The organism is Novibacillus thermophilus (assembly GCF_002005165.1).
Classification (GTDB): Bacteria; Bacillota; Bacilli; order Thermoactinomycetales; family Novibacillaceae; genus Novibacillus; species Novibacillus thermophilus.
Genome location: NZ_CP019699.1, coordinates 406,094 through 426,126 on the forward strand (window position 1 = coordinate 406,094; position 20,033 = coordinate 426,126).

Consider the following 20,033-nt stretch of genomic DNA (forward strand, 5'->3'; position numbering starts at 1 on the left):
TCCAGACATCATCGGTCACTTTACATTCAGTTACGAGGGCCCGTACTGGAATAGCCACAATTTTATTCCGTTTAAGACGATTACGTATTATTTGTTTTTGGCGAATGATATAAATTTCAATATACGGGTTGAAAATCTAACTGGAAATATTATTGGGTTTCACTACTGTTGCATAAAACTTGGCAATTACTTGATTGAATATTCAGTTATCCATATTTCATCTAATAGGGCTAAAAAGACAAATACCGCATAAAAGGTGGTGCTGCCCATTTGGTAATATTATACAGTTAGTCCTAGAGTGACAACGACAAACACGCTTATGTCGAGAGTTTTCTCTTTCGCCTCATCGAACGAAATTGGATGCGGTGAAACCATTTTTCATAGGATTTCCAAAGAAAAGATTTTAACCATCGTTTTAATTGCAAGATGGACTGCTTCGCTTTGGTCTCCATTTGCACGAGAACAAGCAGACAGTAGGCGATGAGTGCCATGAAAATCTGGTTTTGGATGGCTTCCTCACTCGTTCCGAAAAAGGTTTTGATTCGCACGTGTTGCTTAAGCCACTTGAAAAACAGCTCGATCGCCCAACGCGAACGATAGATGTCACCGATTTCTTCGGCGCTCAGGTCAAAACGATTGGTCACAAGGCGAATGACATTGCCTTTCGAATCAACGGTTTCAATGAGCCGGAATACATTTTCCGTTCGTTTCTGAGGGGTACCGATGACGACCATCGAATCTGACATAATGGGGCTTTCTTCCGCGACGGAAAACGTTTCAAGGGTGCGGATCACCGCGTTTTTCTTCAGACGCGAAGCGAAGAAAATCCCTTTATCACAATAGCGGTCAAATCTCTCGTAGTCGACATAACCGCGATCAAAAACGTACATCGCTTCTTTTTCGTCTATGAGAACCTCCAATTGGGTACGGTCGTGGATGTTAGCCGGTGTAACGATGGCCTTTTCCGGATAGACCGTTCCTTTGTCCATAAAGACAAGGCGTAAGTGTAATTTGACACCGGCCTTCGTCTTGCGAAAAGTGGCCCATTTATAGCGGCTTAAACTTAAAGGAATGGTGCTGGAGTCAATGATTTTGACCGGTAGATCCACCCGTTTCTTGCCTTGTTTGTGCCGATGGATTTGCTGAACGAGATGAAGAAACACATTGGCCATCAGCGATGGATCCACTTCCCTATTCTTTCGAGACAATTGGGAAGCGCTAATCCCATCGAGTCCGAGTGCCTGCCCCAAATCTTCATCGAGTACGGCATCCGAAATTGCGCGTAAACTCTCTTCTTCCTGAAGATGTGCATACAGGAAAAGCATCAGATAAGCCTTTGTCGTGAGCTTCTTGGTGTATTTGTCCTGATTGGTGGCGGCAACTTGTTTTTCAAAATGGGAAAAATTAATGGGTGCCACCCATTTACCAAATGATGAAATCAGTGTATTCTTGTCCATAACGGTATCCTTTACGTTGGATTTGGACAGGAACCACCCTGTACATCCATTGTAAAGGATTTTTTTGTCAGTTGGACAACCGAAATGTGAACATTGAGGGTATTATGAATCATCGGATTTAATTAATGCAACACCAGTGATTGGGTTTGTTCCATTTGGATTTATTCTTCCTTTATTGTCAAGCAAGTTTCATAGTTTTAAAGAGGTTACGATTGCAACGTTTTGTTTAAGTATGACATTCGAACTACTTCAACTTATTTTTAGATTTGGAAGTTTTGATGTCGATGATTTGATTTTAAATACCATTGGCGGAATGATAGGGTATATACCCATAAAACTTGCGAGCATGTACATAAAACATAGACGGGGAAAACAAAAGAGTGTAATGGATTAAATTTGAAGGTTTAGGTGAATTCCACTACTCTTGTTACAGGTTGACTACATTCAGCACTCTACGCATGTAGAGTGTGTCGCGCTACTATCCCTTATATAAAAGGATTTTTGCTCAGGAACTAACATCCTTCCACAGCAAATGTCATCACGATGCCATGCTGTTTTGGTTGCATTGACGAAAGCGGGTCATTTTGGGAATCACTGTCCGCATACGGTAGCCAGTATTTTTTGTATATCGTATATGCTCTTGTCTTTTCTAAACTGCCTACTTATTGTGGGAGTTGATGCACTGGATATCCAAATTTTTAATTCTGCATCTAAATCAAAGTGTCCGGCAGTTTCCACACTGAAGTGAGAGATGCTTTTGTAAGGAATGGAATGGTACTCAACTTTTTTGCCTGTTAGCCCTTGTTTATCAACTAATATAAGGCGTTTGTCAGTGAAGACAATTAAATCTCTTACCAATTTAAAAGCAACATCAACTTCTTCACCTTGTGCTAAGAGTTGGCCTATCTCCTTTGTTACCTCTTCTTGATTAGCGGTTGAAGCATTTCCCATCAGTCCGCTTAACAAACCCATATGAATTCCTCCCTTCTGTTGTTCCAACCATTCTCGGACGATCTGCTCGCGTTCTTCCTTTGATGCCGATAGGATGTCGTCGAAGAAAAGGGACTGGTACGGGTCCTCTTTGACACCCTCGGCGAATCGTTGTAAAAGCCCAAGGTCGATGTCCGCAAGAACAGGGTATTTTTTGGTTAGATCACCTGCCTGCTTGTCTGTCGGTGACTTTATACAAATAATACCACGTACTAACGCATTTCGATACATATGTAACGTAAGGAAAGTGTCTAAAGAAGTCTCGGACGTACTCGGCTTTGTTTATCCTGACTACGATACGGAGTTCAATCTATCAGGTGAAGGGCGCAAAAAAATTTTCTTACGCCCTTCACGATTGGGTGGGCCATCAGATTAGCTCAGACATAAGGATTGTACAGCGCGATCGTTTATTCGTGTGGTTTGGAAGCCTGCTGTTTCTTGGATGATGGTGAGTCTTATTCGGTTTGAACAGACTGCGCCGTGTGGAAGGCTACGATGATAAAAAAAGTTTGATGTTTTGTGCATAGTAGGTATAAGCCAACAGCAGATCAGGCAGACCTTTCGTCGGCAGACGCTGATTATTCACCGAGCACTCTTAAAGCTTGTCGTACTTTTCGCGCGAACGTAATGGGGTTTTCAACAGATTCGAAGTGGATGTAGAATAACCGCGGATTTTCAAACAGCCAGTGGTTGTGCAGAGCAGTCACGAGGATGCCGTTTTTGCGGAGGGCCGAGATAAAGGGGTTGATTTCTCGCTGCAAAATGACGGTTTCGCCTAAATTGAGCGCTCGGCCCCGCTGGTCAATATTTTCAAATGTAAAAAAGGTCGGGTTCACGAGGAGTGAACGGGTTCTGCGGCCGAGAATAGTGGGACGGATATTTCTGAATTTCTGAATAAAGCAGACGCCGTTTACAACACTGGGTGTTCCGTTTACAATTCTAGCAAATTCCCGACATAAGCGGTCAAGTGACGTATGTTGTCTACTCATGACGACACCTTCCTCTAAAAATAGTCTCATTTACATCGTTATATGACGGTGGACGTGTGACAGGAACGTTAAAAGTCTATGAAACGCAAAATGTGCCCTTGCTGATTGTCGGTATATAAACTCCCTTTTTCGTGACAAACCTTTCTGAATTCCGGGCGTTCCGTGATGTTTTCGTCGATTTATGCTAAGATAATGAGTGGAATCACACAGAAAGGAATATCCGCATGAGCTTTGAATACATCCGACATCACTTTTACGTGCCGGCGCGGCAAAACATGAAGGTGCTGGTGGAAGGGAAGATGGGGGTCATTAAAGACGCCATCGGGCCGTACATCATGGTTTTGTTTGAAGGGGAACAAGAGTTAACCCCCTGCCACCCGAGGTTACATGTCGATTACTTGGAAGGGTGAGACAGCACGCCCAACCCGACAAGTAACAACCCGACCCCGAGCCAGGCAAAGGGGGACAGCACCTCGCCTACGAGTACAATTCCGAGAACGGCGGCTGTCAGGGGCTCTCCCAGTGCAAGGGTAACGGCGTTAGCCGCCGGTACGCCTGTTAACCCTTTAGAGAAGAGGAGGTAGGCGAGGGCTGTGGCACACAGCCCGAGATGTAGTGCGACGGCCCATCCAGCTGTCTCTGCCAGCCAATGCAAGGGATACATAAACAGCACAGGGGACAAAAACAAGGCGGCCAGACTGAAGACGAGGGCTGTCACCGCTTCCGGGGCATGGCCATTGATGAGCTGTTTACTGACGAAGGTGTAAACGGCGAACGACAGGCCGGCACCGACGGCCATCGCCACGCCAGTTGGCGTGACGAGATGAGCGTCGTGCGGGTGTGTGAACAGAACGACGCACCCGCCAATGGCCAAGGATGTGGAGATCCACCACTTGTGTTCAGGTTTTTTTCCGCCGAATATGTACTCGAGTAACCCGGCCAAAACAGGGGCACTCCCAATGGCGACAACCGTTCCGACGGCCACCCCCGTCGTAGCTACTGCTGAGAAGAAAAGCGGCTGATACGCTGCCATACTGGCAGCTGCTATCGCCGTTGGAGCCACAGGCCAACCCTTGCCCTTTCTCAACTTTCCCCGCATAAGTACGAATAAAAGGAGGGCGCCTCCGCCGATGGCCAGGCGCATCGCCCCGACTGCCATCGGATGGGCGCTTTCGGGAGCAAACGCTTGCGCTGTTCCGGTCGTTCCCCACAGGACTGCAGCCAACAAAACGAGGAAACTCGACGCTCGTCGTGTCACGTTACCTTTTCCCACGCTTTCTACTAAGCGGACGATTTTCATACTGTATAGGTTAATATACCATAATTCTTCAGGGGAAGGAGTAAAAGAACTCGACACTGTCTTTTTAAGATACATACTGCCTTGCCCTTTGGAGTATGATGGTTTGATGGGAGAGGAAGTGCGTTGAACAGCCGTTATCAAGATGTACTTAGGCAAGAAGGATACGTCAAGTTCCAGTTGGCAGACGTCTTTACGGACATTCATCTGGAAGCAGAGCTGAAAGCGATAGGTGAAGCATTCGACCAATTGCCTGTTGATGCGTATGCCCCGGAATTCAATCGATACCGCCGGTATTCCCGGGCGGTTATACTGCCGAGAACCGGACAGGTGGAGTGGTTGCCGAATACGGTGGATGCCGCGGGCCAACCGGTGCAAGAATACTTCCAGGGGCCGTACAACCCGGAATATGCCGGATCGTATCGCCGCTTTCCGCCGCTCAGTGAGAAGATCAAAGCGAATCGACTGGTGGAGCGCATCATACAGTTTGACTTTTGTCAAACATTTTGGGATGAGCGGGATATTTTGCTCCCGGTTCATGTCGGGGTGCATTTCGTCAAGCTCAAAGTGGAAACGGATGAAGACGAAGCCGTGTCCTCACCTAACTGTCTGCATCAGGACGGTGAACCTTTCACCTTTGTCCATTTGATAAGGCGGAAAAACGTCACCGGCGGAGTGAATACGATCGCAGAGCCAGCCTGTGCGGGGAGATTGCCACATGAGATAAAAGCGGAAAGTGTACGAGCCTCCTTTACGTTGAAGGATTCCTTGGAGTCATACGGCGTGTGTGATCAGAAAGTCAGTCACTACGTCAGTCCCGTGAAGAAAGGTTCTGAGGATGCAGCCGGGGAACGGTCCGCGATCTTAATTGACTTTCAGCCGACGGTCGTCGCTCCCCTTGAACAGTCATAAACGAGCCCCATCTGCCATAACATGAATTAGATATTCAGGCGGATGGGGGGAGCGCGATGGAGCAGCCAGTTGACGGGGCTTTTTCAGTGACGGAAGACATGGTGGAACGTTACGTCAAGCTCAATCGGGAAATGAAGGCGATAGAAAAAGAGTTGGCGAAACTGAAAAGACATTTTAACCATTACTTCGACCACACTGCCGGGGTAAAGGAAAAAGGTGAGTTAATCCTCGGCAGTTTTAAGCTGCAGAGACAAGTGCGTCGGTCAGAACGGTACGTGGACGAGAAGACGGTTGAAAGATTAGAAGCCCTCAATTTGACGGACTGCATTCAAGTTGTCAAGCGCCCAGATGTAGAAAAAATAAAGGCAGCCATCTCCCTTGGAATACTGCCTGCTTCAGAACTTGAGGGGTGCAAGGAAGAGAAGGTCCAAACCGCCATTTATGTGCGGGAAGTGTGATGGAGGTTTCCCACATTTACGCGCTAGCGAGCTGATCGAACCGCGCTGTCAAAGCCTGAACGATGTCCTTAGAGATCCCTTTATCCAAGAAACGTGTCACAGACTTTGATTTTCGAATGTTTTGTTTGGAGCCGTCAGGCTCCTTTTTTGTGCAAAACGTGACAACTGTCATGTCGATTCCTTGACCGTTGTGAATATGCAAGGTGCTTAAGTCGGGGGTAAAATGCAACGTGACCAAACACGATGAAACGAGGGATTGACGTGAAAGTACAGCACGGACGCATCCGAATACTTGATATATTGCGGGGATTTGCCATTTTGGGTACCCTTGGAACGAACATTTGGCTGTTTGCCAACTTGGGAGATCTGTCGTACGTCCTTACGTTGGACCGTCCGGCTTGGTGGACCTCGCTGGACGAGTTCATCCGGGTATTTGTCCTGTTTTTCGTAAATGGAAAATTTCTCAGCATATTAGCTATCCTGTTCGGCGTCGGGTTAGAATTAAAGTACCGGCAATCGCTGCGGAAAGGATCAGTTTGGCCGGGCTTGTACATCTGGACGTCACTGATTTTGTTGGCGGAAGGCTTTATTCACTTCACACTGGTGATGGAATATGACATTTTAATGAGTTATGCCGTGACAGCGATCATCGTTTCATTTATTGTTAAACGTGGGGACAAAGCGATTCAACGGGTCATGGCTGCCGTTTTAGTCGCACACGTTTCGATCGTCGTGCTTCTTTTTGGCGCGATGATCGCTGCTCACCTTGCCGGGGCCAATCTTTCCCTCGGCGATATGAGCGAAGTGGTGACGCTGTACAAAGACGGTACGTGGATGGAGCAGGTCCATTACCGCTTGTCCGATTTCTGGATTTTGCGCAGCGAGGTCATTTTTGTCATTCCGCTGAATGTGTTTTTATTCCTGTTCGGGATTCGCCTGATGCGCGCCGGTGCGTTTTCTCCAGAGGAAAGGGGAAGACGCATCCGCCGGAAAATGCTGAACGTTGGACTCGTTCTCGGTCTTCCCCTTAATTTACTCATATTGGTTCCCGGGGGATGTTTGATCTGCCAATTCGGTATTTGTTTGCACCGCTCATGGCGGTCGGTTACATGGCCTTCATCGCTAAGCTAGTCGAGTGGAATCCGTCCTTCAAGTTGTGGGCTTCCGTGGAGCGGATCGGCAAGATGGCCCTCAGCTGTTATATACTGCAAAATGTGTTGGCATCTTTTCTCTTTTACGGTTGGGGCCTTGGACTCGGAGGAAAGGTCGATGCACTCACAACCGTCTTGGTTTGGCTCGCCATGAGTGTATGTCAACTGGGAATTGCTTCACTTTGGCTGCGATATTTCCGTTTCGGCCCGATGGAATGGCTCCGCCGCTATATCGCTTCCCTGCCAGCTGGAGGAAGGATGCATGATTCAAAAGCTGTACCCAAAAGACCAGATTGAAAAATATTTGCTCATTGATGTTGTAACGATCGCGATCTTTACTTATTTAGTGTTCGTCAAGTACAACACGTTCGGCTTTTTCGGAAGCTTCGTTTTGTACGCCATGTTTTTGGGCGTTTTTTACGTCAACTTATGGTATCGGGATTGGCGGTTGCTCTTTTCTTCCTTTGTCGCGTTCGGAGTTTTAACTGTATTAGGCATTTTTTACCATCATGGGTTGCTCACTTTTGCCTTTTTACAAGCCGATTTATTGGGCCGTTCCCGTTCAAAGAAGATGATCGGAATCGGGATGCTCGGCATTCTCGCCATGTACATGACGACGTACTACGGACGTGAGGGACATCCGTTTGCGTTCGTTTACACGGCTTACTTGCCGGTCCTCATTGTCATGCTATTACTCCCCGTCATTGTCTACATCAGACAGCAATCGTTATCACTGGAGCACGCCCTGGACGAAGCGCATGATAAACTGGAGCGGTACATTCAAGAGGAGGAACGGAACCGGATCGCACGTGATTTACATGACACATTGGGCCAAACGCTGACGATGATCAAGATGAAGAGTGAACTGGCGATGCGGTTAATGGATAAACAGCAGTCTGAACTGGCGAAAAAGGAGATGAAGGAGGTCATGGACGCTTCCCGTTTCGCCCTGAAACAAGTCAGGGAAATGGTATCGTCGATGCGGTATGTATCGATCGCGGAAGAAATTCGGCAAGCGGAAGAGTTGTTTCAGATGGCGGGAATAAAGCTTGTGATTCGAGGGATGAACGAGGTCCCGTCAAGTCTTTCCAGGGTTGCGGAAACGATGATCGCCTTATCGTTGAGGGAAGCTTTGACAAACGTCATCAAGCACAGCCAGGCGAAAAACTGTGCTGTCGAGATACTTGAAAGGGACGGAGTGTATGAAATCAAAGTTGTCGATGACGGAATGGGGATCGGGAAGGGGATAGAGGCCGGGAATGGAATCGAATCCATTCGTGAGCGAATGCGCTTAGTTCAGGGATCAGCTGTCATCACCGAATCTTCTGGTGGCGGCGTCACGGTGACGCTCAGCATACCGACTGGTGAAAGGAGAAATGTGCCATGATCCGTGTCGTGATTGCTGAGGATCAGCAAATGTTGCGAGGGGCGTTAACGTCGCTGTTGCAGCTGGAAGATGACATCGACGTCGTGGCCCAGGTGTCTAACGGAGAAGACGCCCTTGATGCCATTGAACGACATCAACCGGATATCAGCATCCTCGACATTGAAATTCCCGGGATGACGGGTCTCGACGTGGCTGAACAGATCAGACAACGCGGTATAGGGACAAAGATTATGATCGTCACGACATTTGCACGTCCCGGATATTTGCAAAAAGCGATGGACCTCAAGGTGGATGGATATGTGTTAAAAGATGAACCGATCGATGAATTTGTAGGAGCCATTCGAAAAATCATGAACGGAGGGCGTGTCGTTAGCCCTGATCTGATTGAGGCGCTCTTCAACCGGGAGGAGAATCCGTTGACGGAACGCGAACAAGAAGTGCTGCGCCTGGCGAAAGAGGGGAAAACGACGAGGCAAATGGCCAAAACCCTTTATTTGTCTTACGGAACGGTGCGCAACTACTTGTCTTCTGCCATCCAGAAGCTAGAGGCCGAATCTCGCCATCACGCCGTCTTAATAGCAGAAGAGAAAGGGTGGATCTGATGCGCGTTTGGGGTGGAAACTGTCTTTCGCCCCTTTATTTTGTAGCGCCTGTCTGCTATAGTAGTTATAAGGGGAACATATGTTCTATCCGAAAATCATGTTCTTTTTCCAGGTGAAAGGAGCCAAGAGAGTGGGCAAGAGGACATACGAAGTCATCATTGCAAAGCAGATGATGAACCGTGTGAAAGCTCCACAGATGCCGTTTAGCTATTCGATTAACCCGTACCGCGGGTGCGCACACGGATGCAGTTTTTGCTATGCGCGGACAACGCACACGTTCCTGGGCTTTCACGCAGACGACACGTTTCAACACCACATTCTCGTCAAATCAAATGCCGCAGAGGCTTTGGAGACACAGCTTGCCAAGCTGGCTGTGAAGTACCAAGGCAACGTACGTGCAGTCGCCCGGCATGTCGGCCTCGTCGCTGTCGGGACGGCCACCGATCCTTACCAGCCCATCGAAGGGAAGGCGAAATTGACCCGCGACTGTTTGCGGGTGCTGGCGAAATACCGCATCCCGACGTCCATCACGACACGGTCTCCTCTCATCTTGCGCGATCTCGACATATTGTGTGAAATGAATATAGCGGCGATCCATATCAGCGTCAATACGCTCAAGCCGGATGTTATTCAGCGACTGGAACCGGCTACGTCACCGCCGCGAAAGCGGTTGGACGTCGTTCGACAGCTGGCGGAAAGCGGTTTGCCCGCCGGTGTTTTCATCGCTCCGATCCTTCCGTATTTGACGGACGACATGGATGATCTGGAAGAATTAATCAAAGCGGCGAAAGAGCATCGGGCGCAGTTTGCAGTACCGTCTGTTTTGCGACTGTCGTCCGGAGTGAAGGTGTGGTATTTTCAAGCGGTACAACAACACTACCCCCATCTCCTCGCCGACTACGCAAAGCTGTACGCGTCCAAATATCCGGACGGGGACTACACGAACGCTCTATTGAAAGGCGTCCATCGTTTGCTCGAAAAGTACGGCTTGCCTTCGCTGTCGTCCGAGTTCCGTGTGGGGGACCGACAGTTCGCGCGCGGTGAAGACTCAAGGAGGCCGAAAGAAGGGGAGCAGCTCGCCTTTTCGTTTTAGTGCCGTTATCAATACTTCACTTGAAATGACGAATATCTGTTCATCCCATCGATCTCTTCCACGTGAATTCTTTTGACTTTGGAAGCGGGGCTGCCCTGTTTCACGGCGGCGGAAAGCCTATCCAGAGAAGCAGGATCACCCTGAGCGACAATCTCTACCGTGCCGTCCTGCACGTTTCGGACCCACCCTTTAACCCCGAGCTTGTTCGCTTGCCGAAGGGTGTAATAGCGGAACCCCACCCCTTGCACTTTCCCGTACACTTTGATTCTAACCGTTTTCACCGCAGTCACTCCTTCGTTCACGAAGTGGATGTCGACTCTTTTTTCATCAGCATCTGACTAAGTGAAACGTATCACAACAGGGAGGCTCTGGCAATCCCGGTTCAAGAACCTGACGGAGCCACGAGGTCGATCATGCATGAATTAATTTTGTATCACTGTGACAGGGGAACCGTATTTTTGATTTGTGAAGTGGGGCAGCCTCGCCTCTGATGTTAAAAAAAAGGGGTTGCAAAAGGGGAAGGAGTGTTATACTGTATATATTAACATTAACACGTAAACACTTTTGAAAGCATCATTCGCTTTTGTCCAAGGAGGATGGGCCGTGTCTGATCAACAGTTCATGTGGCAGCTGGTGAAGTTTGAGTTAACTGGAACGCCGTTCAAGCAGCTGCTGTTGCGGATGTTAACCGTTGTCGTAATGGGCGCAGCGTTTGAACTGATACTGTTAGTCTTGGTGGAAGACAATCCTGATGGTTATGGCGCGATCATATTTGATGTCGTTTTACTCAGTATCGTGTTGTATTATCCACTGCTGTTGCGCTTACCTCCTTTCCGTTCTGCCGATTTGAAAAGCGGCTTGTACGCTGCTCCGTTTTACGTCTATGCTACGCGGCTGCCGATTCCCCAACGTGTACTGATGAGGAGCCGGTTTGTCCTCTCCTTCGTGTATACAGTTGGAGCGACAGTGATAGCCATTGTCTTAGCCTACGTATACCCCGGCACGGTTCGTTCGCTTTTTACACCGGGGGAATTTGGGGCGTTTCTCACAATGTGGGGCCTAGTGGCAGCGGCTGCTTCCGGTTTGATCGTAGCGGGTGAAGTGGGGGGCACTTACACGAAAAAGGAGATTTTTGGTTACAGCACTGTCTTTTTGTTCGTCGTCATTGTCGCACTGTTCGGTTTGAAGTGGTTCACAGGCGATATTTTCGTCGGCTTAACGATTGAACTGTCGAAAAACGCTCCGCTAAAGGGAATGGCTGGCACATTCGGACTGGCTGTTGTCTTGAATGGGATATGGTACCTGGAAGCGAAAAGGTACGCGCGAAAGGTGGACTACCATGTGTAAGTTACCAGATGAAGGGGGCGGAGACGGTGAAATTGCCCATCGACCTCTCGGAAGACTCCCGCGAACCGATGTACCATCAGATTGAAGCGCAGATTAAAGCGCTGATCGTGTCCGGCTATTTGAAACCCGGAAGCCCGCTGCCGTCTATCCGCTCGCTGGCCAAAGATTTGTCGTGCAGTGTGATCACTACGGGACGTGCCTACAACAATTTAGAGCAGCAAGGCTATATCAAATCGGCACAAGGGAAAGGGACGTTCGTCGCCGACATGGATTCCGCTAAGATCGCTGAAGCGAAACGCGCGACGGTGATGCGGACGTTGGAACGGGCTGTGCAGACGGCATTGCAACACGACTACAGGGCACAGGACATCCAAAACATGGTTGCCGACATATTGAGAAAAAGGGGAGGTCGCACAGTGAAGGCGATTGAACTGGCAAACGTCAGAAAAACGATGGACACGTTTACGATCGGTCCTGTCAATGTGAGTATCGATGCCGGAAGTGTCATAGGAATCGTCGGTAACAACGGAGCGGGAAAATCGTCTCTGTTTCGTTTGATGGTGGGGCTCGTGAAGTGTGAAGCTGGTGACATCCGCCTCGTCGGATACGACGTGAAGAAAGACGCTGTCCAATTAAAGCGTGAAACTGCCTACGTCTCCCAAACGGTCAAAGAGCAGGGCAGTTTTACGTTAAACGATTTGGCCAGATTGCACCGGATCGCCTATGGCGACTGGTCGACCACCGAGTTTCAGAGGTACGTGAACATCTTTCAATTGCCATTAAATCAACGTTTGGATACTCTGTCCATCGGTATGCAAAAAAAAGCAATGCTCGCTCTCCAATTGAGCAGGGGCTCCCGTCTGTTACTCTTGGATGAGCCGTATGCGGGGCTCGATTTGACGGGGCAGCACATCCTCGATGAGGAAATTGTGGCTTATATGGAGCGGGGAGAAGGACAGACCGTCGTCTTTACCTCCCACTCGGGAGATGAAATTAAACGGATGGCCGATTACATCTGGCTTATTCGCGACGGGCAACATGCGGGGTTTTACGAGAAAGACAGCTTACAGCGCAGGTGGGGCAGAGTGTGGCTCAGTGAACCGCTTCCCCACGGACAGGATGTTCCCGGTGTCGTACGCGCGGAAGCATCCGGCACTGAGCTTGTCACTGACCGCCTAGGAGACACACTGGCTGCCCTTAACTCTAGCGTCGCCCACTGGCAGTCGATGGATTTGAGAGATATCGTGGCCGAACTGCTGCGGCAGCAGGGGAAGGGAGGAGTTAAGTTATGAGTTTATCTATACAAGAAGTGTCCAAGCGCTTCGGAACGAAGACGGTTGTAGACCGCCTGTCTCTGTCAGTCGGACGCGGCCAGATGTTTGGTCTGCTCGGAGCAAACGGCGCGGGAAAAACGACGACATTCCGCATGATTCTCGGTTTGATGAAGCCAAGTGAAGGGTCGATTCGCTGGTCTGGAAAGACCTTAGACTACTCAAACTGCGATGTTGTCGGGTACCTTCCAGAAGAGCGAGGCCTGTATCCAAAACTGACGGCAGAAAAGCAGATCGTTCTTCTGGGGCGGTTGCGCGGCATGAAGCGGCGCGACGTTCTGCAGGAAATGCACAAGTGGCTGGAATACTTTGGTATTCCCGAATACGCCAACAAAAAAATTGAAGAGTTGTCTAAAGGAAACCAGCAAAAGATTCAATTTATCGCCGCTGTGATTCATCGGCCCGAACTCATCATTTTAGATGAACCGTTCAGCGGCCTGGACCCCGTCAATGTAGAAATACTGAAACAAGCCGTTTTGCAGTTGAAAGAAAAAGGGGCGACGATACTGTTTTCCAGTCACCGCATGGAACACGTGGAAGAACTGTGTGAAAAGTTGTGCATTTTGGATCACGGGCGTCCCGTTGTGTTGGGAGAGCTACAGAAAATTAAGCGGCAGTATCGAAAGAAACACGTGGTGATTGAAGCAGATTTCGACCTCGGTTTTCTCCAGGGAATACCTGGTGTCATTCGTTTGAAACAGCGGACGTCTGGGGCGCGAATTCAAGTTGAAGATGAAGCGGTCGCCAAACGACTTTTTCACGAAGTGGCAAAAAAAGGATTTGTGCGGAAGTTTGTCGTGGAAGAGCCGACGCTGAACGACATTTTTATTGAAAAGGTAGGGAACAAGGATGCGTAAATACTGGACGATCGTCGGACACACGTTCTCCAAGTACACAGGAAACAAGTCGTTTTTTATCTCAACCGTGATCAGCATCGTGTTTATCGTGGGACTCATCAACGCAGATGTGATGATGTCTTGGTTTAAAGGGAACGACGGGCAACAGGAAGTTGCGGTTATTGACGACAGTGGGCTTGAACTGTATGAAGCGCTGCATGAAGCGTTGGCAGTACAGCATCAGAATGTGGCGTTAGAACCGTTCACAGGAACGGCAACAGAAGCGATCGCAAGTGTAAAAGAGGGAGAGGTCGGTGCATTTTTACACTTGGAGGCGTCTCAGAACGGTTTGCCGGAAGGGACTTTCCACGTGGCAGAGAGCGATGCGTTCGAACTTGCCCGACACATAGAGCAGGCGCTGCAAACAGTAAAAGAAACGGTCGCCTTAGAGAAGCTCGGAGTGTCTCCGGAGGTGCGAAAGTCAGTCAGCGAACCCGTTACTTTCCAGACACAAACTTATGACGAAGCCAATGGGATGTCCGAAGAGGCGCGGGAACAGACGCGTTGGCTCGTATATGCGCTGTTGTTTGTTCTCTATCTCGGGATTTTAACGTACGGGAACATGATTGCCTTGGAAGTGGCAACAGAAAAGTCCTCCCGCGTTATGGAACTGCTCGTTTCAAGTGTCTCGCCTGTTACGCAAATGTTCGGCAAAATTACGGGAATAGCCTTGCTCGGACTATTCCAATTTGGATTGATCGGGGGAGCAGGCGCCGTGTCCGTTTGGTATCGCCTCCAAAAGGACAGCGAAAGCGAATGGAGCGGGGTCATCGGTGCTCTCGGATTAGAACGCGTTCCGGTATCGACAATTGTGTACGTGGTCGTGTTCTTTTTGCTCGGTTACCTGCTCTACGCCACATTGTCTGCAACGCTCGGATGTCTGGTCAGCCGGTCGGAAGACGTCAACCAGGCCATTACACCCGTGATCTACCTTCTGATTACAGCTTTTTTCATCTCAATGTTCGGACTTTCGTCACCGGATTCGCCGTTCATCACCGCGATGTCGTTTATACCGTTCTTTACTCCGATGATCATGTTTTTGCGAGTCGGTATGACGGAGGTGCCGGCGTGGGAAGTGGGGCTCTCCCTTTTATTCCTGATCGGATTTATCGTGGCCTGCGCCGTATTCGGTGCACGTGTGTACCGGGGCGGCGTGATGTTGTACGGTAAGTACAGTTCCTGGAAGGACATCCGCAAGGCGTTTGTCATGAGTCAGGACACGTGATGTCCAGGGGCATTCTGTCGCGTAGCGAGACTCACGAAGAAGTGAAAATAGGGGGGATGGTATAACGTAATCGTTTCTGGGAATACTAGAGATGACCCCCTCAGGCGGTGGAATTCCGCCTGTTTCCCCATCCGGTTAGTCCCGGATTACGCCTCAAGAACCCCCATTGGACACCTCGTTTTGTCCAACCTGCCAGACGGTAGGTTCTTTTTTTGTTGACCCCTTTTTGAGATTAGTAGCGGTATATGTCACCGCGGTATTCGTCTATAATTTTTATCAGTTCGGCTATGTGTTCCCCGATAAACGGGAGCGAGACGAAGTTTTGTAAAATGAAGAAGAGGACGGCCAACACGATCGCAGTCCCGACAGTGAGCCCGAGGCCGCGGGCCACTCCGGCGATAAAATTGAGCCAGAGCAATCGGCGGGGATTGTTGATCGACATGAGGACGTCCCGCAAATTGTAGGCGTTCATCATCTTCTCAATGAACGTGATCCGCTCGTTGACCTTTTCAATTTCCGAAATTTTATCCCGGTGCACCACCGTCATGTGAGGCTTCTTTGGGCAGATGTTACCCGTTCGGTTCGGCATGTACAACAACCCCTCATCGATAGGGAATCTCAGTTCAGTATAAGAAAGGTCGACGTTCATTATGAGTAGGAATGTTGCAATGTGAACCACGGGGTGATCGCTGTGTTTTAACGGCTTGTGTCATCCGGTTGGTTGACCATGTGCCGGGCAACTTGTGAGAGACGGGCGAAGATAAAGTCCCGCACCGGGCCTTGGAGTCGAATGTCGTCCATTGCCCTGGACATGCAAGCTAACCAAGCTTTGGCTCTTCTGGGCGTAATCGGAAACGGAAGATGGCGCTTGCGCAACATCGGATGCCCGTGAACCTGACTGTACAGATGGGGCCCCCCAAGAAACTGGGTTAAAAACATGTACTGTTTTTCTCTCACTTCTGTAAAGTCGTCCGGGAAGATAGGGGAGAGGTCCGGGTCCTGGGCGACGCGCGCGTAAAAAGCGTTGACGAGATTGCGTACGGTCTCTGCTCCGCCAATCAGTTCGTACGGGGTTTGGTCTGGATCTGTTTGCATGTTTGACACCCTTTCCTCCTGTATCATAACATGAGCGTTCACGCGAACAAAGGCAATGTGAAACAAACAGGCCCCGTCTACTTTCCGCGGGGCCTGTTGTGTAAAGGACACCGTATTAGGCAAATTCGGCGACCAGTTCTTGGAACCGCTCTTCGCCGAGTTCTAATTCCTGTTTCACAATAGGTTTATGATTGGCGTTCGGGAGAAGCTCCGTGTACGACGGGCGCTGTTCCTGGTAAATAATACTAGTACACAGCTCGTTCGTGGACATCACTTTTTGCATCGCCATCTCTCGGCTGCTCGGATCGTAATCCGGGTCATCTTCCAGGCTCACAATGTTCTCTTTAAACCAGTCGTACGTGTTAATCTTGTTGTACGTGACACACGGGCTGAAGACGTTAATCATCGAAAACCCTTTGTGCTGAATGCCGGCTTCAATGAGTTTCGTCAGTTCTTTCGTGCTGCCGGAAAAACCTTGTGCCAAGAATGTCACACCAGAAGCGAGGGCCAGTTGCAGCGGAGAAATTTCGCGCTCCAGTGAACCGTCTGGGGTGCTCTTCGTCTTAAAACCTTGCGTACTTCGCGGTGACGTTTGGCCCTTGGTCAGACCGTACACTTGATTGTCCATGACAATGTACGTAATGTCGATGTTGCGGCGCATGGCGTGAATGGTGTGATTCGTGCCGATGGCGAAACCGTCGCCGTCCCCTCCTGCCGCAATGACCGTCAGGTCGCGGTTGGCCATTTTAATTCCTTGGGCTGCGAGTAGTGCGCGACCGTGTACACCGTGGAATCCGTACGCTTTCAAGTAGCCGGAAATGCGTCCCGAACACCCAATTCCGGAGACGATGGCCATCTGTGACGGATCGAGATCGAGATTGGCAGCCGCACGCTGCAAAGCGGCGAGAACGGAGAAATCGCCGCACCCGGGACACCAATTCGGTTTAACGGACGTACGAAAGTCTTTGACTGTTGCCATGAGCCATCAACTCCTTCACGTGCTCGGTAATTTCAGACGGGTAATACGGGTCTCCGTTAAATTTCGTCTGACTGTAAATGGTGCTTATGTCTCCAACGTACTGTCTTAACTGGGCTGCCAGTTGGCCGGTTGCATTGTTCTCGACGACGAGGACGCGCTCGTAGCGGGAGAGGACGTCTTTGACTGACTGGGTCGGAAACGGGGCGAGCACCCGAATGTGTAGGTGACTCGTGGGAATGCCGTCTGCCGCCAGTTGTTCTCGCGCTTCTTCGATCGGCCCGCGGGTGGAACCGAATCCGACGATGAGCCATTCGGCGTCGTCTTTCTCGCGAGTGATGAGGCTGTTAGGAAGTTGCACGTTCTCCAGTTTTCGCATCCGTTTTTTCATCATCTTTTCTCGGTTGGCGGTTCCTTCGAGCGGACGTCCGATTTCATTGTGTTCGACTCCGGTCACGTAGTGAATCCCGCCCTTTTGTCCCGGCATGGCCCGGGGGGAAATGCCGTCCGGTGAATCGGCGTAGCGGGGGAAGTACCCATTCTCATCAGTCAGTGCGGCCACTTCTTCGTCAGATAGCAGCTTGCCGCGGCTGATTTTGACCTGGCTGTAATCGAGTTGTTCGACGGTTTGCAGTGCCAGGGAAAGGGCCAGGTCGGTCATGAGTATCACTGGACACTGATATTGTTCGGCGTAGTTAAATGCGTGTACCGTGTCGTAGAAACATTCCTCTGCAGTACTCGGCGCGAGAACGATGCGCGGAATTTCACCGTGCGATCCGTAAAGAACTGTATTCAAGTCGCTCTGTTCATTTTTAGTCGGCAACCCGGTACTCGGTCCGCCCCGCTGGGTATCGACGATGACTAGAGGGGTTTCCGTCATGCCGGACAAACCGATGGCTTCCATCATGAGGGACAGTCCGGGCCCTGACGTCGCGGTCATGGCGCGGGCTCCTGCGTAAGAGGCGCCGATGGCGGTGATGACAGCCGCAATTTCATCTTCCGTCTGCAACACGACGCCGCCGATTTCCGGCAACCTTTTGACTAAACTTTCCATGATATCCGAGGCCGGTGTGATGGGATAAGCGGGCATGACACGGCATCCGGCAGCCATGGCACCGAGGGAAATGGCGTCGTTCCCCATCATTAACAACCGGGACTTGCCGTCGGCAGGGGCGAGTGTGAAGTCTGTTTTCGGATTGAGTTGTTCTTTCGCACTTTCGGCTCCTTTGCGGATGGCTTCAAGGTTCGCTTGTACGATTTTGTCCCCTTTGCGGGCGAACTGCTTCTTGATCATGTCGGTGAAGATGGATGGGTCGATGCCGAGTATCGCTGTCGTCGCTCCGATGGCGACCATGTTTTTCATGATGCGCGATCCCAGTTCTTCGGCGATTTCTGTCAGCGGAATGTGTAGCAGTTGAACATCGTTGCGGTCGACCGACGGTTTGAACTTGCTGTCTCCGAGGATGAGGCCGCCCGGCTTTAGTTCGCGGGCATTCAGGTCGATCGTCTCCTGGTCAAAGGCGACGAGCATGTCGAGCGCGTCGGCGTTGGACAGGCGAGGCTTCGTGCTGATCCGAACTTTGTAGTTGCTGTGACCCCCTTTTATGCGCGAAGAGAAGTGGCGGTAGCCGTAAATAAAATAGCCTTGACGGTTGAGCGCTTTAGAGAGGATGGACCCAGTCGGGTCGATGCCTTCCCCTTGCTGCCCTCCAACCATCCAAGACAACTGGTGTAACATTCCATCAACACTCCTTGGTGAGTACATGTAAACGTTATTACTATTATAGTACGTGACAAAAATCAATACGTCTAATATAATGTTTAGATAATAATGATCTCATTTTGAGATTGATAGAAAGGGAGCGACAGGGGTTGGAACTGAGGCAATTGGAATACTTTATTGAAGTGGCCAAACGGGAGCATTTTACCCAGACGGCCAAGGAACTACATGTGGCCCAGTCTGCATTGAGCCGGCAGATTGCCCAGTTGGAAGAAGAACTCGGTGCCGCGCTCTTTGAACGGGAGGGGCGGAATGTCCGGTTGACGCGAGTAGGGAAACTGTTTCTCACCCGTGCCGAAAACGCTTTAGGCGAGATTGAAAGGGGAAGGCGGGAAGTGCGCGCTTTTCTCGATCCCGAAATGGGGGAAGTGCGCATCGGGTTTCCCCACAGCTTAGCGATACAACTCATTCCGAATTTGATTGCTTCTTTCCGACGCCGACATCCGGGAACGCGCTTTTCCCTTCGTCAAGGACCGGCTGTTGAAGTGACAGACTGTATTGAGAGGGGAGAGCTGGACTTGGCCCTCGTCTCACCCCCGCCCAGAAGCACCCCGTTCATTGCCTCTGAAACACTGTTTACGGAAGAATTGTTGGCGATTGTCCCCCTGAACACCCCCTCGCGGTGAAAAAATCCATCCAGTTAAACGAGTTGGCGGACGAACCCTTTATTCTGCTGAAGTCCGGTTACACGCTGCGGTCAATCAGTTGGGAGGCGTGCCGGGCCGCGGGGTTTGAACCTCAGATTGCGTTTGAAGGAGAGGAGACAGACACGGTTCGCGGTCTGGTGGCCGCTGGGCTCGGGGTCAGCTTATTGCCGGAAATTGCCCTCGTCGAGAGGGCGTCAGAATTACAACCTGTCTCGGTAAAGGTGACTGAACCGAAAATTACGCGAAAGTTCAGTGTAATTTACAATAAACAGAGCGAACTTACACCAGCTGCCCGACTGTTTCGGGAGTTTCTCATTGAAGTTTTAAGAAAATGACCCCGGACGTTTTGTTGGATAAGGCGACAGTGGTAAGATATACAGAGACAGTTAATAGATGAGGA

22 protein-coding genes and 1 pseudogene are annotated in these 20,033 nt (G+C 50.1%); 14 read left to right on the top strand and 9 right to left on the bottom strand.

All coding sequences use genetic code 11. The features are described 5' to 3' along the window. Window positions 1–317: 317 nt before the first annotated feature. Entirely contained in the window at window positions 318–1,457 is a 1,140-nt protein-coding gene (locus B0W44_RS02145; protein ID WP_077718569.1) for an IS4 family transposase, read from the bottom strand. Window positions 1,458–1,593: 136 nt separating this feature from the next. Here B0W44_RS02145 and B0W44_RS02150 point away from each other — a divergent pair, with 136 nt between their 5' ends. After that, a complete protein-coding gene (locus B0W44_RS02150; RefSeq protein ID WP_228441396.1) occupies window positions 1,594–1,851 on the top strand; it encodes a VanZ family protein in 258 nt (85 codons plus the stop codon). Between the two features lie 197 nt (window positions 1,852–2,048). Here the strand turns inward: B0W44_RS02150 and B0W44_RS02155 are convergent, their stop codons facing one another. Beyond that, window positions 2,049–2,429, bottom strand: a complete 381-nt coding sequence (locus B0W44_RS02155; RefSeq protein ID WP_077721213.1) for a PH domain-containing protein — start codon at window positions 2,427–2,429, stop codon at window positions 2,049–2,051. 596 nt (window positions 2,430–3,025) lie between these two features. Then, a complete protein-coding gene (locus tag B0W44_RS02160) occupies window positions 3,026–3,436 on the bottom strand; it encodes a DUF1259 domain-containing protein (protein ID WP_077718571.1) in 411 nt (136 codons plus the stop codon). 224 nt (window positions 3,437–3,660) lie between these two features. On the opposite strand from B0W44_RS02160, the gene B0W44_RS02165 reads away from it, so the two are divergent. Beyond that, entirely contained in the window at window positions 3,661–3,846 is a 186-nt protein-coding gene (locus B0W44_RS02165; protein ID WP_077718572.1) for a hypothetical protein, read from the top strand. Here the strand turns inward: B0W44_RS02165 and B0W44_RS02170 are convergent. Then, window positions 3,831–4,694 (bottom strand): DMT family transporter, encoded by an 864-nt coding sequence (locus B0W44_RS02170; RefSeq protein ID WP_149026907.1) that lies wholly within the window; start codon window positions 4,692–4,694, stop codon window positions 3,831–3,833. The two genes, B0W44_RS02165 and B0W44_RS02170, sit on opposite strands and share 16 nt — an antisense overlap. A gap of 165 nt (window positions 4,695–4,859) precedes the next feature. Here B0W44_RS02170 and B0W44_RS02175 point away from each other — a divergent pair, with 165 nt between their 5' ends. The 7 genes from B0W44_RS02175 to B0W44_RS02200 all read left to right on the top strand — a co-directional run bounded on the left by B0W44_RS02175 (window position 4,860) and on the right by B0W44_RS02200 (window position 10,336). After that, complete coding sequence (locus tag B0W44_RS02175; RefSeq protein ID WP_077718573.1) at window positions 4,860–5,645, top strand: 2OG-Fe dioxygenase family protein; 786 nt, start codon at window positions 4,860–4,862, stop codon at window positions 5,643–5,645. Between the two features lie 56 nt (window positions 5,646–5,701). Next, a complete protein-coding gene (locus B0W44_RS02180) occupies window positions 5,702–6,103 on the top strand; it encodes a host-nuclease inhibitor Gam family protein (protein ID WP_077718574.1) in 402 nt (133 codons plus the stop codon). A 261-nt stretch (window positions 6,104–6,364) separates the two neighbouring features. After that, a complete protein-coding gene (locus tag B0W44_RS02185; protein WP_335582643.1) occupies window positions 6,365–7,234 on the top strand; it encodes a DUF418 domain-containing protein in 870 nt (289 codons plus the stop codon). Further along, on the top strand, window positions 7,213–7,551 hold the full coding sequence (locus tag B0W44_RS19015) for a DUF418 domain-containing protein (RefSeq protein ID WP_335582644.1): 339 nt from the start codon (window positions 7,213–7,215) through the stop codon (window positions 7,549–7,551). Before B0W44_RS02185 ends, B0W44_RS19015 begins: the two co-directional genes overlap by 22 nt. After that, the gene (locus tag B0W44_RS02190) at window positions 7,517–8,641 is read left to right on the top strand and encodes a sensor histidine kinase (protein ID WP_077718575.1); all 1,125 of its coding nucleotides are present in this window, start codon (window positions 7,517–7,519) and stop codon (window positions 8,639–8,641) included. Before B0W44_RS19015 ends, B0W44_RS02190 begins: the two co-directional genes overlap by 35 nt. Beyond that, window positions 8,638–9,243: a response regulator transcription factor gene (locus B0W44_RS02195; RefSeq protein ID WP_077718576.1), complete on the top strand. Its 606-nt coding sequence runs from the start codon at window positions 8,638–8,640 to the stop codon at window positions 9,241–9,243. Before B0W44_RS02190 ends, B0W44_RS02195 begins: the two co-directional genes overlap by 4 nt. A gap of 130 nt (window positions 9,244–9,373) precedes the next feature. Beyond that, on the top strand, window positions 9,374–10,336 hold the full coding sequence (locus B0W44_RS02200; RefSeq protein WP_169835370.1) for an SPL family radical SAM protein: 963 nt from the start codon (window positions 9,374–9,376) through the stop codon (window positions 10,334–10,336). 8 nt (window positions 10,337–10,344) lie between these two features. On the opposite strand, the gene B0W44_RS02205 is transcribed toward B0W44_RS02200, so the two are convergent. Beyond that, window positions 10,345–10,617, bottom strand: a complete 273-nt coding sequence (locus B0W44_RS02205; RefSeq protein WP_077718577.1) for an acylphosphatase — start codon at window positions 10,615–10,617, stop codon at window positions 10,345–10,347. 322 nt (window positions 10,618–10,939) lie between these two features. On the opposite strand from B0W44_RS02205, the gene B0W44_RS02210 reads away from it, so the two are divergent. Genes B0W44_RS02210 through B0W44_RS02225 form a run of 4 tightly spaced genes read left to right on the top strand, consistent with a single transcriptional unit; the run spans window position 10,940 to window position 15,135 of the window. Next, window positions 10,940–11,683, top strand: a complete 744-nt coding sequence (locus tag B0W44_RS02210) for a hypothetical protein (protein ID WP_077718578.1) — start codon at window positions 10,940–10,942, stop codon at window positions 11,681–11,683. 26 nt (window positions 11,684–11,709) lie between these two features. After that, entirely contained in the window at window positions 11,710–12,975 is a 1,266-nt protein-coding gene (locus tag B0W44_RS17960; RefSeq protein WP_169835371.1) for an ATP-binding cassette domain-containing protein, read from the top strand. Next, the gene (locus B0W44_RS02220) at window positions 12,972–13,871 is read left to right on the top strand and encodes an ABC transporter ATP-binding protein (protein WP_077718579.1); all 900 of its coding nucleotides are present in this window, start codon (window positions 12,972–12,974) and stop codon (window positions 13,869–13,871) included. Before B0W44_RS17960 ends, B0W44_RS02220 begins: the two co-directional genes overlap by 4 nt. Then, window positions 13,864–15,135, top strand: coding sequence for an ABC transporter permease (locus B0W44_RS02225; RefSeq protein ID WP_077718580.1), 1,272 nt, complete (start codon window positions 13,864–13,866; stop codon window positions 15,133–15,135). Before B0W44_RS02220 ends, B0W44_RS02225 begins: the two co-directional genes overlap by 8 nt. Before the next feature lie 232 nt (window positions 15,136–15,367). Here the strand turns inward: B0W44_RS02225 and B0W44_RS02230 are convergent, their stop codons facing one another. From B0W44_RS02230 to B0W44_RS02245, 4 genes are all read right to left on the bottom strand, one after another. Then, window positions 15,368–15,724 (bottom strand): DUF5665 domain-containing protein, encoded by a 357-nt coding sequence (locus B0W44_RS02230; protein WP_077718581.1) that lies wholly within the window; start codon window positions 15,722–15,724, stop codon window positions 15,368–15,370. A gap of 107 nt (window positions 15,725–15,831) precedes the next feature. Continuing rightward, complete coding sequence (locus B0W44_RS02235; protein ID WP_077721216.1) at window positions 15,832–16,230, bottom strand: globin domain-containing protein; 399 nt, start codon at window positions 16,228–16,230, stop codon at window positions 15,832–15,834. Window positions 16,231–16,345: 115 nt separating this feature from the next. Beyond that, on the bottom strand, window positions 16,346–17,209 hold the full coding sequence (locus B0W44_RS02240; protein WP_077718582.1) for a 2-oxoacid:ferredoxin oxidoreductase subunit beta: 864 nt from the start codon (window positions 17,207–17,209) through the stop codon (window positions 16,346–16,348). Continuing rightward, window positions 17,175–18,944: a 2-oxoacid:acceptor oxidoreductase subunit alpha gene (locus B0W44_RS02245; protein WP_077718583.1), complete on the bottom strand. Its 1,770-nt coding sequence runs from the start codon at window positions 18,942–18,944 to the stop codon at window positions 17,175–17,177. The genes B0W44_RS02240 and B0W44_RS02245 overlap by 35 nt, the downstream gene beginning before the upstream one ends. A gap of 134 nt (window positions 18,945–19,078) precedes the next feature. On the opposite strand from B0W44_RS02245, the pseudogene B0W44_RS02250 reads away from it, so the two are divergent. Beyond that, window positions 19,079–19,968: pseudogene (locus B0W44_RS02250) on the top strand (LysR family transcriptional regulator). The last annotated feature ends 65 nt before the right edge of the window (window positions 19,969–20,033 follow it).

Excerpts from the sequence above, each read along its gene's own strand:
- B0W44_RS02145 (WP_077718569.1), bottom strand. The coding sequence starts at position 1,457 with ATGGACAAGAATACACTGATTTCATCATTTGGTAAATGGGTGGCACCC.
- B0W44_RS02155 (WP_077721213.1), bottom strand. The coding sequence starts at position 2,429 with ATGGGTTTGTTAAGCGGACTGATGGGAAATGCTTCAACCGCTAATCAA.
- B0W44_RS02160 (WP_077718571.1), bottom strand. The coding sequence starts at position 3,436 with ATGAGTAGACAACATACGTCACTTGACCGCTTATGTCGGGAATTTGCT.
- B0W44_RS02165 (WP_077718572.1), top strand. The coding sequence starts at position 3,661 with ATGAGCTTTGAATACATCCGACATCACTTTTACGTGCCGGCGCGGCAA.
- B0W44_RS02180 (WP_077718574.1), top strand. The coding sequence starts at position 5,702 with ATGGAGCAGCCAGTTGACGGGGCTTTTTCAGTGACGGAAGACATGGTG.
- B0W44_RS19015 (WP_335582644.1), top strand. The coding sequence starts at position 7,213 with ATGGCCTTCATCGCTAAGCTAGTCGAGTGGAATCCGTCCTTCAAGTTG.
- B0W44_RS02190 (WP_077718575.1), top strand. The coding sequence starts at position 7,517 with ATGATTCAAAAGCTGTACCCAAAAGACCAGATTGAAAAATATTTGCTC.
- B0W44_RS02195 (WP_077718576.1), top strand. The coding sequence starts at position 8,638 with ATGATCCGTGTCGTGATTGCTGAGGATCAGCAAATGTTGCGAGGGGCG.
- B0W44_RS02220 (WP_077718579.1), top strand. The coding sequence starts at position 12,972 with ATGAGTTTATCTATACAAGAAGTGTCCAAGCGCTTCGGAACGAAGACG.
- B0W44_RS02225 (WP_077718580.1), top strand. The coding sequence starts at position 13,864 with ATGCGTAAATACTGGACGATCGTCGGACACACGTTCTCCAAGTACACA.
- B0W44_RS02230 (WP_077718581.1), bottom strand. The coding sequence starts at position 15,724 with ATGCCGAACCGAACGGGTAACATCTGCCCAAAGAAGCCTCACATGACG.
- B0W44_RS02235 (WP_077721216.1), bottom strand. The coding sequence starts at position 16,230 with ATGCAAACAGATCCAGACCAAACCCCGTACGAACTGATTGGCGGAGCA.
- B0W44_RS02240 (WP_077718582.1), bottom strand. The coding sequence starts at position 17,209 with ATGGCAACAGTCAAAGACTTTCGTACGTCCGTTAAACCGAATTGGTGT.
- B0W44_RS02245 (WP_077718583.1), bottom strand. The coding sequence starts at position 18,944 with ATGTTACACCAGTTGTCTTGGATGGTTGGAGGGCAGCAAGGGGAAGGC.